This window comes from Microbacterium sp. LWO12-1.2 (assembly GCF_040675875.1).
In the GTDB taxonomy this organism is placed as follows: domain Bacteria; phylum Actinomycetota; class Actinomycetes; order Actinomycetales; family Microbacteriaceae; genus Microbacterium.
The window spans coordinates 92865-110203 of the sequence record NZ_JBEGII010000001.1 but is presented as its reverse complement, the minus strand read 5'-3'; the positions used below and the strand labels follow the sequence as shown (position 1 = coordinate 110203).

The following is a 17339-nucleotide window of genomic DNA, read 5'->3' as shown; positions in this document are numbered from 1 at the left end:
GCCTTCGTGTCCCACGCTAACGCTGCTCTCACTCCTCGTGCTCGCCTTCGGTTGGCTCGGCTGATTGTCGATGACCGGTGGACGGCGGTGGTCGCGGCGAAGATGTTCATGGTCTCGCCCGTCACGGCCCGCAAATGGGCTGCCCGGTATCGTGCTGAAGGCGTCGCCGGGATGAGTGATCGGTCCAGCCGTCCACGCGCAATGCCCACGAAGACGGCGCCGGAAACGGTCAAACGAATCGTGCAGTTGCGGTGGCGGCGCCGGCTCGGACCCGCGCAGATCGCCGGCGAGCTCGGTCTCCCGGCTTCGACTGTTCATGCCGTGTTGGTGCGGTGTCGCATCAACAGGCTCAGCCGCATCGACCGGGTCACCGGGGAGCCGATCTGCCGCTACGAACACGATTACCCCGGGTCGATGATCCACGTCGACGTGACCAAGTTCGGCAACATCCCCGATGGCGGCGGGCACAAGTTTCTCACCCGCAAGCAGAGCAAGATCAACGCGCGCACGCAGGCGCAGAAGACCGGCCAGCGAGGCCGTGAATACCGCCCACTCATCGGCACCGCGTTTCTGAACACCGTGATCGATGATCACTCCCGCGTCGCCTACGCAGAGATCTGCTCTGACGAGAAGGCAGCCACCGCGATCGACGTCCTACGCCGCGCTATCGCTTGGTTCGACGAGCGCGGCGTCACCGTCGAGCGCGTGCTCTCTGACAACGGCTCCGCCTACCGCTCACACGCCTGGGCCGACGCCTGCGCAGAGCTCAGCATCCGCCACAAACGAACCCGCCCCTACCGTCCGCAAACGAACGGGAAGATCGAGCGGTTCCACCGCACCCTCGCCGACGGCTGGGCATACGCACGCTTCTACGAATCAGAGACCGAACGGCGAGCAGCATTACCCGCCTGGATGCACTTCTACAATCATCACAGGCGCCACTCCGCCATCGGAGCCCCACCCATCAGCAGGCTCAACAACCTGCCTGGACATCACAGCTAGCCCGATTCCGCCAGGTATCGGTGGATGAGGGTCACCGCCATCGCGCCCTCTCCCACGGCCGATGCGACGCGTTTGACGGAGTTCGCCCTCACGTCGCCCGCGGCGAAGATCCCGGGGACGGACGTCTCCAGGTAGAACGGTGCACGGGTCAGCGGCCACCGTTCCAGATCCCCCGGCCTCAGATCGACGCCGGTCAGAACGAACCCGCGACTGTCGAGGCGGACGTCGGTGGGGGCGGCCCACTCGGTGTTCGGTGCACCGCCGATGCAGACGAACAGGTGCGTCGCGGGGATCCGCTTCGTCCTGCCTGCCTGGTCGAGGGTGATCTCTCGCAAGCGCTCATCCCCGTCGACGGCCACGACGCGGGTGTGGACGAGGATGGTGACGTTCGACTTCGCCGCGAGGCGGTTGAGCAGGTACGCCGACATCGTCGATGAGAGCGATGCTCCGCGCACCAGGACGGTGACGTGCGCCGCGTGGGCGGCCAGGTTCATCGCGGCCTGCCCTGCGGAGTTCGCGCCACCGACGACGTACACGTGCAGCCCGATGCAGGCGGAGGCTTCGCTGGTGCCTGCGCCGTAGTAGATGCCCGCCCCTTCCCATTCGCGCTCCCGGTCGAGGCCGAGTCGCCTCCACTGCACGCCCGTAGCCGAGAGCGCCGCGCGCGCATGGACCTCCGACCCGTCTGCGAGCACGGCGCGTACATCGTGATCCTTGAACGTGCGATCGACGCCGTATCGCATGACGATGAGCTCGGCCCCGAAGGAGAGCGCCTGCCGGCGGGCCCGCTCGGCGAGCTCTGCTCCGGAGACCCCGCCGGGGAAGCCGAGGTAGTTCTCGATGAGGCTGCTGAAACCCGCCTGCCCGCCGACGGCGTCGCGCTCGACGACGGCGACGCCGAGCCCCTCGGAGGCTGCGTACACAGCCGCGGAGAGGCCTGCAGGTCCCGCCCCGTGGATGACGAGGTCGTACATCGACCGTGATGGGGGCTTCACCCAGCCCAGGGCGGACGCCACCTGAGCCGGCGTGGGGTGCTCGAGCAGAAGCCCGTCGGCGAACAGCACCAGCGGAAGCCGCCGCCCGGTCAGGATCACGCCCTCGGCCTCCCGCGCGCCGGTCGGCACGCTGACGCTCAGGAATGGCACTTCACTGCGCGTCAGATAGTCGCGCAGTGCATACGCATCTCGTCCGTCAGCGTCTGCGATGACTTTGAGAGGCAGCATGCCGCCGACCGTGGAGTTGGTCACGCGTCTCCGGCGAGTTGGTCTTCCCAGTCCCGCGGCACCCGGTTCGCGGGGCCGGGAGTGGTCTGGGATCGAGGGTGGCTTCGCGGGGGCGCGAGAAGCGGACCCTCGAACGCCGTCTCGGTGGCGAAGTCCCAGAACCAGTCCTCGCCAGGTTCGAAGCTCTGGATCACTCGATGACCGCTCTCGTGCGCGTGCTTCGTTGCGTGCTTGTGGAGGGAGTCGTCACAGCATCCGACGTGTCCGCAGAAGGCACATCGGCGCAGGTGCAGCCACCAGGAGTCGATCTTCTCGCAGTCCACGCACCCGGGGCCGGATGGCGGAACGTCCGCACGGATGAAGTCGTTGGCGTCGCTCATGATCAGCTCTCCTGTCGTCGATGCACTGTCGGGGTCATGCAGGCTCTTCTCATCACTCGTCGCCGTCACACCGGAGAGCGGAACGAGGCGAGGACGTCCGCGCGAGGTGCGAAGAAGACGGAGCCGGTGAGGGCGGTGGAGAAATCCAAGAGCCGGTCGTGCATGCCCGGCGGGTCGCCGATGAACATGCGCTCGAGCATCTTCTGGATGACGGAGAGATCTCGCGAGTATCCGAGGAAGTACGTGCCGAACTCGCCATGGCCTGGCCGGCCGAAGGGCATGTTGTCGCGTTGGATGTCGTGTTCGGTGCCATCCTCGTCGGTGATGGTCGCGAGCGTCTTGTGCGACTTCTGGCCCTGTTCTGCGTCGTCGAGCTCGAGACCCTCGAGCTTCGTCCGACCGATGATGGCTTCCTGTACCTCCGTGGGGAGAGCACGCCAGGACGCGAGAGGGTGAAGATACTTCTGCGTGACGACGTAGGTGCCCCCCGCATGAGCCGGCTCCTCCGCTCCGATCAGGACGGCGTCGTCGGCATCGGGGCCGACCGGGTTCGCGGTGCCGTCGACGAACCCGAGGAGGTCCCGGCGGTCGAACGAGCGGAATCCGACCGTCTCGTCTTCGACGGTGACGGCATCTCCGAAGGCCTCGAGCAGCTGCCGCTCGAACTCGAAGCAGACATCGGCCCGCTCCGCACGGATGTGGAAGAGCAGATCGCCCGGGGTCGCCGGGGCACGGTGGACGGCGCCGATGACCGGAGTGAAGTCTCGCAGTTGCGCCGGTGCCGGCAGCCCCGTGAGCTCAGCCCAGATGCGATTCCCGATCCCGACCGTGCAGGTGAGCATCGCCTCCGGGAATCGGAAGGTGAGGGCTTTGAGCGTGTCGGCGAGGCCGCCGACGACGTCGCGCGCGCTGTCGATGCCGCCAGGAACGACCGACACGACCAGGAACACCGCGTTCGCGGTCAGCGGTGTCGTCAGTGCCTGCACAGCCTCGGTCGTCTCGGACACGCATCCCTCACTCTCGGCCCGCGCAAGTGGTGGGACCTGGGGACAGTATCGAGGAAGAACGTGAAATCGTCATCCGACAGTTGTCGAGAAGACGTCCGACGTCGCATCATGCGATGTTCGGGTTCCGAGCAGGTGATGTGACCGTCATATCGAGCCGATACATTGCATTCACAACGTTGGACACCGACCCCCGAGGACAACGCATGGACACCGCTCTGACGGCACTTGGCGACTACTTTCGAGCGCGTCGTGCTGTGCTCTCCCCGGAAGATGTGGGGTTGCCTCGCACGCGCGGACGTCGGGTCGCCGGTCTGCGCCGCGACGAGGTGGCCGACCTCGCCGGCATCAGCAACGACTACTACCTCCGCATCGAGCAAGGCCGTGGGGCCCGGCCCTCCGATCAGGTCATCGGGTCCATCGCCCGGGCGCTGCGTCTGGACGTGGAGTCCACCGCCTATGCGTTCCGGCTGGTGTCCGGGCAGATGCCGCGTGGCCCCGTCATGCGCGACACGGATACCCCCGACCGCATCTCTCGCACCCTCACCCAGTGGACGCACACACCCGCGTACGTATCGGACCCGCACCGGGACATCGTCGCGTCCAACCCGCTCGCCACCATCTTCGGCGAAGGCGGTCTGGCGGCCGGATCGAATCAGGTTTCGGCCCTGTTCAACGAACGGATGCGTCGGAGCCTCGTCGAGTGGGAGCCGATGGCGCGCTCGGCAGTGGCGACGCTGCGCCGCGACGCACACCCGGAATCGCCGCGCCTACGCGAGCTCCTCCAGCAGCTGTCCGTGGACAAGGATTTCGTGCGCATCTGGGAGCGGCACGATGTGTCCGGACCGGAGGACGCGACATTCCGCTTCCTCTTCGACGGCGTCGGAGAGATCGCCATCGATGCGCAGAACTTCGCGGTCCGCAGCATGCCCGGATACCAGTTGACCGTTCTGTCGGCGCGACCGGGCGGCCCCGGTGCGGAGATCTTCGCGCACCTCGCCAAGTCGCTCCCTGGCGGACGCTCCGTCGGAATGACCGAGACCAGAAGATGACCATCGACGCAGGGTGGTACAACGCGGACCTGGATACCGCGGCCGACCTCTCAGTAGCGTCGTCGGTGTGGTCAAATCAGCAGCAGGCAAACGGTGAGGATCGCGGCCGAGTCCGTGCCGATCTGATCCCGCTCCCGTCGGGCAGCGGCGCAACGAGCCTGCAGGATCTCATCGATGAACTGTCCGCGGTCCTCGGGCGTTCGGTCATGATGCAGGACTCCGAATTCCGGCTCGTCGCAGCCAGCGCCCAGGGCGAGGACATCGACGAGCTTCAAGTGCGCACGCTCCTGACCCGCACCCTTGCCCGCCGTGAACGGGAGTGGGCAGAGCAGTCGGGCGTTGCGCGCACCCGCCATCCCCTCACCGTCGACTTCGCGGAATTCGGCGCGCACGAGCGCTTCGTCATCCCGATCTGGTCCGACGATGATCAACTCGGAACGATCTGGCTGATCACGACCGGTCTCCCGCCGCTCAGAGAAGACGACTTCCGGGCGATCGATGCAACCGTCGCTGTCGCCGGCACCTTGCTGCAGGCGCGAAGACGAGGCGCTGCGCGCACGGCACGCGAGACGGTCTTTCGTGCATTGCTCGCCGGGGATCCGAGCACTCGCCGCGAGGCCCTTGCCGCGGCCGTCCGCGGCCACGGCATCCTCAGAGGCCCGGAAACGGTGGTGCGCGCAGTGACGTTCGGCGAGGACGCGCCGGTGATCCTGCGCGCTGCGCTCGGCCACGCACTGGAGTCCAGCGCCCGACAGGCGCTCACGTTCATCGGAGAGATGGGAACGGCGCTGCTCTTCATCGGACGCCTCAGCCCTCACGAGGGGATCGACGAGGTGATCCGCTCGGAGGCAGAACGCGCTGGCGTTCCCCTGAAGGGCATCGGGGCAGCGGCACTGTCGGAGCACGAAACGGATCTGCTCCCCGTCGCGGCACGCGCGGTGGCCACCGCGAAGGTCGTGGATCTGGTGCCCGAGTTGGGCTCGAGTGCCCAACCGGACGACGTCGGCCCGTGGCTGCTGCTCGCCGACGTCCTCGCAGACCCCGAGCGTCTGCAGTGGTACTCGCCCGCAGCACACGCCCTCCTGCACGACCCCGACCCGACGCGCAGGCAGACGGTGGAGGTGCTCTTGGATGCCGCGAACCACATTCGGGAGGTGTGCGACACCCTGCACATCCACCGGACCACCCTCTACTACCGGCTCGAGAACATGCCGGAGGTCGTCAGGAACGCCCTCGGCAACGGGATGCAACGCAGTGCCCTGCATCTCGCTCTCAAACTCACACGGTATTGGGAAAGCGCCGGCCACATCCGGTGACCCGCTCCATCGGACCCGGAGGATGAAGCCATGACGACACCGACCAGCACGCGGCCCCGCACCATCGGCTTCTGGGTCGTCGCCATCACGTTCCTGCTGGTGATGGCGTACTCCACGGTGCCGACCCCGCTCTACCCGCTCTACCAGCAGGAAGACGGGTTCCCTGTCGCCACCATCACCGTCATCTTCGCCGCCTACGCCGTCGGTGTCGTCGCGAGCCTGTTCCTCCTCGGCCATGTCAGCGACTGGATGGGGCGGCGACGGATGCTCGTCATCGCGGTTCTGGTTTCGACCTTGTCCGCCGTGCTGTTCATGGTGTTCACCGACGTCGCCGGTCTCCTGGTCGCGCGGGTGATCAACGGCGTCAGCATCGGCGTCCTCACGGCCACGGCGACCGCACACCTCAGCGAGCTGCGCGCCCGTGCTCGGCCCGATGAGAACAGCATCGTCGCCGCATCCGTCGCCGGCGGAGCGAATCTCGGAGGTCTCGCTCTGGGCCCCGTGCTCGGGGGCATCTTCGCCGACTTCTTCCCCGACCCGCTGCACCTGCCGCACGCGGTGTTCGCGGTCATCCTCATCCTCCTGGCCATCGCTCTCACCCTCGTTCCCGAAACCGTGACCGTGGCACCGCGGGTGTACCGTCCGCAACGCATCGCGGTTCCCGCGACCTCCCGGAGCGCTTTCATCGCCGCCGGCTTCGCGGCCTTCGCGGGCTTCGCGCTGTTCGGGATGTTCACGTCCCTGGCCCCCAGCATCCTCATCGGCACGTTCGAGTTGACCGACCACCTCGTCGCGGGCCTGACGGTGTTCGCCGTCTTCGGCTCTGCCGCGGCCGCTCAGGTGGTTCTGGCATCCGTGCCTCGCCGCACGCAGTTGCTTTTCGCGGCCATCGCCTGCGGCGTGGGGCTGGCGGGCATCGCCCTCGGCGCCGTGCTCGCACTGTTCGCCCTGTTCATCGTCGGCGGCATCATCGGCGGCGCAGGAGTCGGGGCGCTCTTCAAGTGCTCCTTGGCCGTGGCCGGCGAGCTCGCTGAGGATGGACGCCGCGGTGAGACGCTGGCCGCGATCTTCCTTGTCGCGTACTGCGGACTCGCGTTGCCGGTACTCGCGATCGGTGCGGCGCTGTCGTTCGCGCCGCAGATCGATGTGCTGCTCGTCTTCGTCGTCGTGGTCGGGGTCGTCACGGTGACGGCGGCGCTGCGGATGCGTCGCCAGTCTCGCTGAGCTCCGAGCGTCTGGGCCGGTCTGGCGGCCGCTCCTGCCTCACCGGTACCCGCCCGGCGCCCGCTTCGCTCAGCCGCGCTCTCCTCTGAAGCCCGCGAGCACGTCGGCGACACCCTCTCGGAAACGGGGGCAGGTGGCGATATCGTGCGACCGGCAGCGCATGGCGTGCTCGGTCATCTCGCGCGACCGCCGCATCTCCTCCATCCGGCGGTCGAGGTCGTCGAGATGCTCCTGGAGCACGTGGTGCCGCCCCGCACTGCCGTCGTCGAGCAGCACGCCGATCTGCTCCAGACTCATGCCGGCCGCCTTGCTGCGCTGGATCACCGCGATGCGCACGACCTCGTCCTCGCCGTAACGACGGCGGCCGGCGTCGTCTCGCGATGGTCGCAGCAGGCCGACGGTCTCCCAGTGCCGGAGCACGTTGGTCGGCAGATCGAAGCGGGCGGCGACCTCGCCGACGGACCAAGGAGTCTCGACACTTGACTTCATGTTGACATGAAGTCACAGACTGGCGGAGAACACAAGACCGAACGGCGGAAGGACCCTCCCCCATGTATGACGCGATCGTGATCGGCGCCGGCCCCGCAGGCCTCCAGGCCGCACTCACCCTAGGGCGGATGCACCGCTCGACCCTGCTCCTCGACTCCGGCGAGTACCGCAACGGCACCGTGCTGCACATGCACAACGTGATCGGCAACGACGGCACCCCGCCCGCCGAGTTCCGCGCGACCGCTCGCACCCAGCTCGGCGCCTACGACGACGTGGAGGTCCGCGATGTCCGAGTGGAGAGCGTACGCGGCACCGAGGGCGACTTCACCCTGACGCTCTCCGACGGATCGACGGCAGCGGGGCGGAACATCATCCTCGCGACGGGGGTGATCGACGACCTCCCCGAGGTCGAGGGGTTGTCGGCCCTCTGGGGCACGCGCGCCTTCGCGTGCCCGTTCTGCGACGGACACGAGCATGCGGGCCGGCCGATCGCGATTCTCGGCGGAGCAGCCCGCGCCGAGCATCTGATCGGCATGCTCGGCCGGATCGTGAGCGAGATCACTGTCATCCCCGTCGAGGGCAGCTTCACGGCTGAAGAGGTCGCCTCCCTCGAGGGCCACGGGGCCAGGGTGAGCGGGTCCGCGGTCGTGGCAGTCGCGGCCACTGACGCCGGCGTCGTGGTGCGCACCTCCGACGCCGAGCACACCGTCGACGGCGTCTTCGTGGCGTCGGGGACGATGCATCAGCGCGCACCGTTCGCGGCGCAACTGGAGCTGCGGATGCTGGAGTCCGGCGCGATCGAGATCGACGACTTCGGCCGCACCTCGGCGCCTGGTGTCTTCGCGGCGGGCGACCTCGCGCATCGCGCGGCACTGCCGGGGCCGATGGCCGCCGTGATGATGGCGGCCACAGCCGGACAGCTCGCCGCCGTCGGCATCATCCAGTCATTGCTGGCCGGAGGGCACTGACCCGGCATCCTCTTTCGCGGCCTCCCGCACCTTCTGCGGCCTCGCTGCGGGTATCAGGCCGCGAAAGATGCAGGAGGCCGCAGAACTCGCGGCCGCAACGGTCAGGAGTCAGACGGCCCCGACATCCACAGCGCCCTCGGTGGTCGCCGGTTCCGCGTAGGCGACCTCGCGCCACACGTCGCCGACGAGTTCGAACGAGGTGACGCTCGACAGCGCACACCGACGGGTGCGCGGGTCATGCCGCAACGGCAGGCCCGCCACCCGGAGGTGCGTGATCCAGATCGGCGCCTGGTGGGAGACCATCACGACATCTCCGCCGTCCGCCGCCTGCCAGGCCTCGCCCATGGCACCCAGCATCCGCTCCGCGATCGAGGAGTACGGCTCGCCCCAACTCGGAAGGGAGGGCTGCCGCAGGTGCCACCAGTTCAAAGGGTTCATGAGCGAGCGACGCATCTGCGTACCCTCGAACACGTTCGTGGGCTCGATGATGCGGATGTCGATCTCGGGCACCAGATCGAAACGGGCCGCGAACGGCTCCGCCGACTCCTGCGCGCGCTCCAACGGCGAGGAGTACAGGGCGGCGACCGGACGATCCGAAGACGCCACGTGATCGGCCGCCGCCTGCGCCATGCGACGCCCTGCCCTGCTCAGGTGATAGTCGGGCAACCGCCCGTAGAGCACCCGTGCAGGATTGTGCACCTCGCCGTGGCGGACGAGGTGCAGTCGCGTCGCCGCCATGTCACGCCTTGCTGTAGCGGGAGTCCCCGAACCCGAGGATCAAGTAGCCGATGTAGGGGAAGACGAAGAGCAGGAAGAACGAGAACAGCCCGCCCTTGCCGAAGCGCTCACCGAGCTTGATGGCCACGATGATGCCGAACACGATGTTGACGAGCGGGATGATGTAGAGCAGAGCGAGCCATCCGGACATGCCGGCGATGCGCACCAGGATGACGATGTTCACGATCGGGATGATCGCGAGGATGCCGGGGTACCCCGCCTTGGAGAACACCTTCCACAGGCCGATGGCGACCAGGACGTAGAAGACGAGTGCGATCAGACCGGTGGTTCCGGAGAAGATCGTCGCGTAGAGCTCGGAGATGCCGTTGGTGTCCACGGTGCACCCTTTCTGTGTGATGGCTGTGTCGTGGCCGATCATACTGACGATCGGTGGCGACGCGGGGAACCCGCCGGAGGGGCCCCGACCGCCCACGTAGACTGGGCGAGTTCACCCTTTCGCAGATCAGAAGGAATTCTCTGTGCTTCGCACCCACTCGGCAGGCTCACTGCGAGCCGAGCACATCGGTCAGACCGTCACCCTCGCGGGTTGGGTCGATCGCCGTCGTGACCATGGAGGAGTCGCATTCATCGATCTGCGGGATGCCTCGGGCATCGCCCAGGTCGTCATCCGCGACGAGGAGATCGCCCACCCGCTGCGCAACGAGTTCGTGCTCAAGGTCACCGGTGTCGTCTCACAGCGCCCTGAGGGCAACGCGAACCCGAACCTGCCGACCGGCGAGATCGAACTGATCGCCGCCGACGTCGAGGTGCTCAACGAGTCCGCTCCTCTCCCCTTCCAGGTCTCGACGGCACTCGCCGACAGCGAGACCGTCGGTGAAGAGGCCCGTCTCAAGTACCGCTACCTCGACCTGCGTCGTCCGGCACAGGCATCCGCTCTGCGCCTGCGCTCCCACGTCTACAAGGCGATCCGCGACGTGCTGCACGCCGAGGACTTCACCGAGGTCGAGACCCCGACGCTCACCCGTTCCACGCCGGAGGGCGCGCGCGACTTCCTGGTCCCCGCTCGCCTGAGCCCCGGCAGCTGGTACGCGCTGCCGCAGTCGCCGCAGCTGTTCAAACAGCTGCTCATGGTCGGTGGCGTCGAGAAGTACTTCCAGATCGCGCGCTGCTACCGCGACGAGGACTTCCGCGCCGACCGTCAGCCCGAGTTCACGCAGCTCGACATCGAGATGAGCTTCGTCGACCAGGAAGACGTCATCACGCTGATGGAGTCGCTCATCCAGGCGATGTGGGCGACCATCGGCGTCGAGGTCGCGCTGCCGCTGCCGCGCATGACCTACGCCGACGCCATGGCCAAGTACGGCTCCGACAAGCCCGACCTGCGCTTCGGTCTCGAGCTCGTCGAGGCGACCGAGTACTTCCAGGACACCCCGTTCCGCGTCTTCCAGGCCGAGTACGTCGGCGCCGTCGTCATGCCGGGCGGCGCGAGCCAGCCGCGCAAGCAGCTCGACGCCTGGCAGGACTGGGCGAAGCAGCGCGGTGCCCGCGGTCTCGCGTACGTGCTGTTCAACGAGGACGGCTCGCTCGGCGGCCCCGCCGCCAAGAACCTGTCCGAGGCCGAGCAGGCCGGACTCGCGGAGTTCGTCGGCGCGGCCGCAGGCGACTGCGTGTTCTTCGCCGCCGGTTCCACGAAGGAGAGCCGCGCCCTCCTCGGCGCCGCGCGCGTCGAGATCGGACGCCGCCTCGGCTACCTGAACCCGGACGAGTTCGCGTTCACCTGGGTCGTCGACGCGCCCATGTTCGAGCCGGCGGCTGACGCTGTGGCCTCCGGAGACGTCGCGGTCGGCGCCGGAGCATGGACGGCCGTGCACCACGCGTTCACCGGACCGAAGCCCGAGTTCCAGGACACGTTCGACACCGACCCCGGTTCGGCCCTCGCCTACGCGTACGACATCGTGTGCAACGGCTCCGAGCTCGGCGGCGGATCGATCCGCATCCACCGCGAAGACGTGCAGAAGCGCGTGTTCGAGGTCATGGGCATCAGCGACGAGCAGGCCGACGAGCAGTTCGGGTTCCTGCTGGACGCGTTCAAGTTCGGCGCCCCGCCGCACGGTGGAATCGCGCTCGGCATGGACCGCGTGCTGCAGCACCTGACCAAGACCGAGTCGATCCGCGAGGTCATCGCGTTCCCGAAGTCCGGCAACGGCTTCGACCCGCTGACCTCCGCTCCGGCGCCGATCACGGACGCGCAGCGCGCCGAGGCCGGCGTCGACTACGAGCCCGAGGACGACGCCTGACCCATGCCCTCGCGGCGACGAATGTGGCACCTCGTGTCGGAATAGCTGTGGCTTTCCGGCACGAGGTGCCACATTCGTTTTCGGCGCCGAGGAGGAGGTGCCAACTCTGGACAGAGGGGCAGGCGCCAGGGGCAGTACTCAGAGGCTCAGGGCCAGCGCTGGCACGATGTTCTCATTCCAGACGTCGACGCCCAGCTTCGCGATGAGCCCGATCACGACGATGAGGAACACCACGCGGATGAATGTGGTGCCGCGGGCGATCGCCATGCGCGAGCCGAGGTAGCTCCCGGCGACGTTCGCGACAGCGAGGATCCCGCCGAGCAGCCACAGCACGGAGCCGTGCGGGATGAAGAGCAGCAGCGCCCCGAGGTTGGTCGCGAAGTTCACGATCTTGGCCTTGGCGCTCGCCTGCAGGAAGTCGTAGCCCATCAGCGCGACGAGCGTGATGACGAGGAACGTCCCGGTACCCGGGCCGATCATGCCGTCGTAGAAGCCGATCCCCAGCCCGGCGGCCCCGGCCATGATGTGGTGCTTGTGTCCGCGGAAGCGCAGCTTCGTCGCGGCCCCCATCTGCGGACGGAACGCCGTGAACAGCGCCACGGCCAGCAGCGCGACGACGATGATCGGCTTGAACGCGGCCGGCGGGAGGACGGTCGCCACCGCGGCTCCGCCGAACGAGCCGACCAGGGCGACCGCCGCCATCGGCAGAGCGGTGCGTATGTCGGGTTTCGCGCGCCGATAGTAGGTGACGCTGCTCGTGGCCGTGCCGAACACAGACGCGAACTTGTTCGTCGCGAGCGCCTGCACCGGTGCGATGCCCGGAATGAGGAGCAGCACGGGCAGCTGCAGCAGGCCACCACCACCGACGACGGCATCGATCCAGCCGGCGCCGAACGCGGCGAGGATCACCAGCAGCAGCATGCCCCAGGTTAGCTGCTCGAGACCCAGCACTGCGCCGATATCCATCCCGCCAGGATGCCAGACCCCCAGAGCCCCGGATGACATGACGCTGGCAGACTGGTGCCATGCTCGACGCTCTCCCCCTCCCCCACTCCTTCGACTCCCGCGTCGGTCGCGCCGTGCTGCGCCGCGCCACGGCCGCGGATGCGGATGCCGTGATCGCCCTCCTCGCCGATGACCCGATCAGTGCGGCGCGCGGTGACGTCGCCTCCGATGCCGACCGACCGGCGTACACCGCCGCGCTCGCGGATATCCTCGCTGAACCGTCGAACGATCTCCTGGTCGTCGAGCTCGATGGCGCGATCGTCGGCACCCTGCAGCTCACCTCGATCCCCGGCATGGCGCGACGGGGTGCGCGGCGTCTGCTCGTCGAGGCCGTGCGGGTGCGCAGCGATCTGCGCTCCGCCGGCATCGGCTCGGCCGTGATGCGCTGGGTCGGCGAGGCCGCTGCTCCGGCCGTCGACGCGGCGATGGTGCAGCTCACCTCCGATGCGGCGCGCACCGAGGCGCACCGCTTCTACGAGCGACTCGGCTACGTCGGCTCCCACCTCGGCTTCAAGTACACGGTCACCGGCTGAGCGACGCGCCTCCGCGTCCGTCCGCCACCAGCCGGACACCGCGCGTTCACCCGACCCGCGACGACCGGTAACCCCCACCCCGTAGCGTCCTCTCGCAACCCCGAACCGGCGATCGCCGGACACCCGAGAGGACACTCATGGCACGCTTCACCCGCCGCGCACGCATCGGCGCCGGCATCGCCCTGGCCACCACGGCCGCACTCGCACTCACTTCCTGCGCCGGCGCGACCGACGCCCCCGCTTCCACCGGCGACTCCGACGTGGATGCCACGACTGCCACCTCGGTTGCAGACTTCGGCACGTTCGCCGACCTCGAGGCCGCAGCCAAGGCCGAGGGCGCCCTCAACGTCATCGCCCTCCCCCGCGACTGGGCCAACTACGGCGAGGTCCTCGACCTGTTCGCCGAGAAGTACCCCGAGATCACGATCAACGAGGCATCACCCGACGTGTCGAGCGCCGAGGAGATCCAGGCGGCGGAGACGAACAAGGGCCTGGACACGGCTCCTGACGTGTTCGACCTCGGCCTGACCGTCGCCCTGCAGAACACCGACACCTTCGCCCCCTACAAGGTGCAGACGTGGGATGACATCCCCGATGCGCTCAAGGAGCCCACCGGCCTCTTCGTCGGCGACTACGGCGGATACATGTCGATCGGCTACGACTCCTCGAAGTTCGACGCTCCCGCTGAGCTCTCCGACCTGCTGTCGGCCGACTACAAGGGTGCTGTCGCCATCAACGGCGACCCGACCCAGGCCGGCGCCGCATTCGCCGCCGTCGGTCTCGCGACCGTCCAGTCCGAGGGATCGCTCGACGACTTCCAGCCGGGCATCGACTTCTTCTCGGAGCTGCAGAAGGCCGGCAACCTGCTCAAGGTCGATGTCACGACCGCGACGATCGCCAGCGGTGAGACCCCTGTCGTCTTCGACTGGGACTACCTGAACGCCTCGCACACAGCCGACAACGAGAACTGGAAGGTCGTCGTGTTCGACGGCACCGGTTACGCGGGCTACTACAACCAGGCCATCAACGTCGATGCTCCGCACCCGGCGGCTGCCCGCCTGTGGCAGGAGTTCCTCTACAGCGACGAGGTGCAGAACCTGTGGCTGAAGGGCGGCGCGCGCCCGGCACGCATGGAGGCCATGACCGAGGCCGGCACGATCGACGCCGCCCTCGCGGCTGCTCTGCCCGAGGCCCCGGAAGAGACCGTCGTCCCGACCGAGGAGCAGTCCACCAACGCCGGCACGCTGCTCGGCGAGAAGTGGGCAGCGGCGGTCCAGTGACCACCCTTTCCGCACCGGGGACGGATGCCGCGGCATCCGTCCCCACCACCCCCGCCGGGTCCTCGCACAGCGCGAGGGCCCGGCGGTCCGCGCCGTCGCCGGCCTGGCTGGGCCTGGTGCCGTTCGCGGCGTACGTCGTACTGTTCCTCGCGGTTCCGACCGTTCTCGCGATCGGCTCGGGGTTCTTCACCGAAGACGGCTCCTTCACCTGGACGAACGTCTCTGCGCTGGGCGACCCGGTCGTGCTGAACGCCTTCGCCAACTCGGCCGGCCTCTCACTGGGCACCTCCCTCGTCGGCGCCGTCGTGGGCGCACTGGTCTGCTACGCGCTGCTGGGCATGAACCCCGATGGCGCCATCCGCGCGAGCGTCGATGCCGCTGCCGGCGTGTTCGCCCAGTTCGGCGGAGTCATGCTCGCGTTCGCCTTCATCGCGACGATCGGCATCCAGGGCATCATCACGGTCTTCCTCAAAGACACCTTCGGCGTCAACATCTTCGAGAACGGCACCTGGCTGTACGAGCTGCCCGGCCTGATCCTGCCGTACATCTACTTCCAGATCCCGCTGATGGTGATCACGTTCATGCCCGCTCTCGCCGCGCTCAAGCCGCAGTGGGCCGAGGCCAACCTCACGCTCGGCGGCACGCGTGCCAGCTTCTGGCTCCGCATCGGCATCCCCGTGCTCGCCCCCTCGTTCCTCGCCAGCTTGCTACTGCTGTTCGCGAACGCGTTCTCGTCGTACGCGACGGCCGCCGCACTTGCCAGCCAGGGTTCGCAGATCGTGCCGCTGCAGATCCGCACCGCGCTCACGAGCGAGACGGTCCTGGGCAGGGAGAACCTCGCCGGCGCACTCGCGCTCGGCATGATCGTGATCGTGGGAGTGGTCATGGGCCTGTACTCACTCGTGCAGCGTCGGGCTGCGAGGTGGCAGTCGTGAACAGGCTCGCCCCGTCGCTCGCGACGCGCTGGATCATCGGCATCCTCGTCGGCGCGTTCTTCGCGATCCCGCTGGTGTCGACCTTCCTCTTCACACTCCGCGGCAAGGAGGGTCTGTCGCTCGAGCACTGGATCGCGCTGTTCGATCCCGCCGCATCCGCAGCGATCAAGCCGATCTGGATCGGTCTCGGCAACTCCCTGATCCTGGCCGTCGTCACCGTGGCGATCGTGCTGCTCCTGCTCGCGCCGACCATGATCCTGGTGAACCTCCGCTTCGGAAAGCTCAAGCCGATGTTCGAGTTCGCGGTACTTCTGCCGATCTCGATCCCCGCGATCGTCCTGGTGGTGGGCCTCGCGCCGATCTACCTGCAGATCGGTCGCACGCTCGGCACCGGCACCTGGACCCTGGCCTTCGCCTACGGGATCACCGTGCTGCCGTTCGCCTACCGTTCCATCCAGGCCTCGATCGATGCCGCCGACCTGCGCACACTCTCGGAAGCGGCGCGCTCCCTCGGCGCGAGCTGGCCGACGGTCGTGCTGAAGGTGCTCGCCCCCAACCTGCGCCAGGGGCTCCTCGCGGCCTCGCTCATCTCCATCGCCGTCGTGCTGGGCGAGTTCACGATCGCCTCACTGCTCAACCGTCAGGTGTTCCAGACGGCCATGGTCGTCGTCCAGAAGCAGGATCCCTACGCCCCGGCGATCTTCACGCTGCTGGCGCTCGCGTTCGTCTTCGTCCTGCTCCTCCTCATCGGCCGCGTCGCCCGCGGCAAAGGAAAGGCCCGCTCATGACCCTCGACCACGCACTCCCCCGCACGGCGGACAACCTGCTGCTCGCCGAAGCCGGCGAGGGCACCCGCGTCGAGCTGCAGGGCATCGTCAAGAGCTACGCGGGCACCCGCGTGCTGCACGGCGTCGACCTCGACATCGCCCCCGGCGAGTTCGTCTCGCTGCTCGGTCCGTCCGGCTGCGGCAAGACGACTCTGCTGCGAGTGCTGGCCGGTCTCGAGGGGGCGGATGCCGGTGCGGTACTCCTCGGAGGCCACGACGTCTCGCGCATCCCGACCAACAAGCGCGACATCGGCATGGTCTTCCAGTCGTACTCGCTGTTCCCGCACCTCCGGGTCGCCGACAACACCGCTTTCGGTCTGCGGCGCCGCGGTGTCTCCGCGTCCGAGGCCTCGAAGCGCGCCCTCGATGCGCTGGCGCTGGTGGGACTCGCCGACTTCGCCGACCGCTTCCCGCACCAGCTCTCCGGTGGGCAGCAGCAGCGCGTCGCCCTCGCCCGCGCCCTGGTCACCGAGCCGAAGGTGCTGCTGCTCGACGAGCCGCTCTCGGCCCTCGACGCGAAAGTGCGCGTGCAGCTGCGCGATGAGATCCGTCGCATCCAGCTGCGCCTGGGCATCACGACCGTGTTCGTGACGCACGACCAGGAGGAGGCGCTGGCCGTCTCCGACCGCATCGCCGTGATGAACTCCGGACGCATCGAGCAGATCGGCTCACCGGAGCAGCTGTACACGACCCCGTCGACGGCGGGGGTGGCCGCATTCGTCGGACTGTCCAGCGTCGTCTCCGGCGTCGGCGAGGGCGACCACGTCGTGGTGTGGGGTCAGCGGCTCCCGTTGCAGTCACCGGCGATCGGCCCTGTCGACGTGTACCTGCGCCCGGAGAACGTGTTTTTCGCCAGCGAGGCGGATGCCGCCACCGACGCCCTGGTCGAGGAGAGCACCTTCCTCGGCAGCATGCGGCGCACCCTCGTGCGCACCGAATCCGGAGAGCTCGTCCGGGTGCAGCATGCGCCCGGCATCCGCCCGTCCTTCGGCGACCGCGTGCGGATCTCGATCGCCCCGGAGCCCGTGGCCGTGCATCCGCGCGGCTGAGTTCTCACACCCCCGAG

The 17339-nt window shown here is 68.1% G+C and carries 18 protein-coding genes; 11 read left to right on the top strand and 7 right to left on the bottom strand.

Going from position 1 to position 17339, the window contains the following annotated elements:
* Positions 1–6 precede the first annotated feature (6 nt).
* Positions 7–1002: an IS481 family transposase gene (locus MRBLWO12_RS00580; RefSeq protein WP_363558473.1), complete on the top strand. Its 996-nt coding sequence runs from the start codon at positions 7–9 to the stop codon at positions 1000–1002.
* Here MRBLWO12_RS00580 and MRBLWO12_RS00575 read toward each other — a convergent pair.
* The 3 genes from MRBLWO12_RS00575 to MRBLWO12_RS00565 form a co-directional block, all read right to left on the bottom strand.
* On the bottom strand, positions 999–2249 hold the full coding sequence (locus tag MRBLWO12_RS00575) for an NAD(P)/FAD-dependent oxidoreductase (protein ID WP_363551724.1): 1251 nt from the start codon (positions 2247–2249) through the stop codon (positions 999–1001). The two genes, MRBLWO12_RS00580 and MRBLWO12_RS00575, sit on opposite strands and share 4 nt — an antisense overlap.
* Positions 2246–2605, bottom strand: coding sequence for a UBP-type zinc finger domain-containing protein (locus MRBLWO12_RS00570; protein ID WP_363551723.1), 360 nt, complete (start codon positions 2603–2605; stop codon positions 2246–2248). The genes MRBLWO12_RS00575 and MRBLWO12_RS00570 overlap by 4 nt, the downstream gene beginning before the upstream one ends.
* A gap of 65 nt (positions 2606–2670) precedes the next feature.
* The gene (locus MRBLWO12_RS00565) at positions 2671–3612 is read right to left on the bottom strand and encodes a Dyp-type peroxidase (protein WP_363551722.1); all 942 of its coding nucleotides are present in this window, start codon (positions 3610–3612) and stop codon (positions 2671–2673) included.
* A 203-nt stretch (positions 3613–3815) separates the two neighbouring features.
* Here MRBLWO12_RS00565 and MRBLWO12_RS00560 point away from each other — a divergent pair, with 203 nt between their 5' ends.
* From MRBLWO12_RS00560 to MRBLWO12_RS00550, 3 genes are read left to right on the top strand one after another with little or no spacing between them, the layout of a single operon-like run.
* Positions 3816–4661, top strand: a complete 846-nt coding sequence (locus MRBLWO12_RS00560; RefSeq protein ID WP_363551721.1) for a helix-turn-helix domain-containing protein — start codon at positions 3816–3818, stop codon at positions 4659–4661.
* Entirely contained in the window at positions 4658–5977 is a 1320-nt protein-coding gene (locus MRBLWO12_RS00555) for a helix-turn-helix domain-containing protein (protein WP_363551720.1), read from the top strand. The genes MRBLWO12_RS00560 and MRBLWO12_RS00555 overlap by 4 nt, the downstream gene beginning before the upstream one ends.
* Positions 5978–6007: 30 nt before the next feature.
* Entirely contained in the window at positions 6008–7201 is a 1194-nt protein-coding gene (locus MRBLWO12_RS00550; protein WP_363551719.1) for an MFS transporter, read from the top strand.
* Positions 7202–7270: 69 nt separating this feature from the next.
* On the opposite strand, the gene MRBLWO12_RS00545 is transcribed toward MRBLWO12_RS00550, so the two are convergent.
* The gene (locus MRBLWO12_RS00545; protein WP_363551718.1) at positions 7271–7690 is read right to left on the bottom strand and encodes a MerR family transcriptional regulator; all 420 of its coding nucleotides are present in this window, start codon (positions 7688–7690) and stop codon (positions 7271–7273) included.
* A 62-nt stretch (positions 7691–7752) separates the two neighbouring features.
* Here MRBLWO12_RS00545 and MRBLWO12_RS00540 point away from each other — a divergent pair, with 62 nt between their 5' ends.
* Positions 7753–8658 (top strand): NAD(P)/FAD-dependent oxidoreductase, encoded by a 906-nt coding sequence (locus MRBLWO12_RS00540; RefSeq protein WP_363551717.1) that lies wholly within the window; start codon positions 7753–7755, stop codon positions 8656–8658.
* Between the two features lie 108 nt (positions 8659–8766).
* On the opposite strand, the gene MRBLWO12_RS00535 is transcribed toward MRBLWO12_RS00540, so the two are convergent.
* Positions 8767–9396, bottom strand: a complete 630-nt coding sequence (locus tag MRBLWO12_RS00535; protein WP_363551716.1) for a histidine phosphatase family protein — start codon at positions 9394–9396, stop codon at positions 8767–8769.
* Position 9397: 1 nt separating this feature from the next.
* Entirely contained in the window at positions 9398–9772 is a 375-nt protein-coding gene (locus tag MRBLWO12_RS00530; RefSeq protein WP_363551715.1) for a DUF5684 domain-containing protein, read from the bottom strand.
* 142 nt (positions 9773–9914) lie between these two features.
* Here MRBLWO12_RS00530 and aspS point away from each other — a divergent pair, with 142 nt between their 5' ends.
* On the top strand, positions 9915–11693 hold the full coding sequence (aspS, locus tag MRBLWO12_RS00525) for an aspartate--tRNA ligase (protein WP_363551714.1): 1779 nt from the start codon (positions 9915–9917) through the stop codon (positions 11691–11693).
* Positions 11694–11831: 138 nt separating this feature from the next.
* Here the strand turns inward: aspS and MRBLWO12_RS00520 are convergent, their stop codons facing one another.
* Positions 11832–12659 carry a sulfite exporter TauE/SafE family protein gene (locus tag MRBLWO12_RS00520; RefSeq protein WP_363551713.1) on the bottom strand — a complete coding sequence of 276 codons (828 nt, stop codon included), beginning with the start codon at positions 12657–12659 and terminating at the stop codon, positions 11832–11834.
* Positions 12660–12718: 59 nt separating this feature from the next.
* Here MRBLWO12_RS00520 and MRBLWO12_RS00515 point away from each other — a divergent pair, with 59 nt between their 5' ends.
* The 5 genes from MRBLWO12_RS00515 to MRBLWO12_RS00495 all read left to right on the top strand — a co-directional run bounded on the left by MRBLWO12_RS00515 (position 12719) and on the right by MRBLWO12_RS00495 (position 17322).
* Positions 12719–13231 carry a GNAT family N-acetyltransferase gene (locus MRBLWO12_RS00515; RefSeq protein ID WP_363551712.1) on the top strand — a complete coding sequence of 171 codons (513 nt, stop codon included), beginning with the start codon at positions 12719–12721 and terminating at the stop codon, positions 13229–13231.
* Positions 13232–13368: 137 nt separating this feature from the next.
* A complete protein-coding gene (locus MRBLWO12_RS00510) occupies positions 13369–14511 on the top strand; it encodes an ABC transporter substrate-binding protein (protein ID WP_363551711.1) in 1143 nt (380 codons plus the stop codon).
* On the top strand, positions 14508–15446 hold the full coding sequence (locus MRBLWO12_RS00505) for an ABC transporter permease (protein WP_363551710.1): 939 nt from the start codon (positions 14508–14510) through the stop codon (positions 15444–15446). Before MRBLWO12_RS00510 ends, MRBLWO12_RS00505 begins: the two co-directional genes overlap by 4 nt.
* Positions 15443–16234 (top strand): ABC transporter permease, encoded by a 792-nt coding sequence (locus tag MRBLWO12_RS00500; protein ID WP_363551709.1) that lies wholly within the window; start codon positions 15443–15445, stop codon positions 16232–16234. The genes MRBLWO12_RS00505 and MRBLWO12_RS00500 overlap by 4 nt, the downstream gene beginning before the upstream one ends.
* Positions 16231–17322: an ABC transporter ATP-binding protein gene (locus MRBLWO12_RS00495; RefSeq protein WP_363551708.1), complete on the top strand. Its 1092-nt coding sequence runs from the start codon at positions 16231–16233 to the stop codon at positions 17320–17322. The genes MRBLWO12_RS00500 and MRBLWO12_RS00495 overlap by 4 nt, the downstream gene beginning before the upstream one ends.
* The last annotated feature ends 17 nt before the right edge of the window (positions 17323–17339 follow it).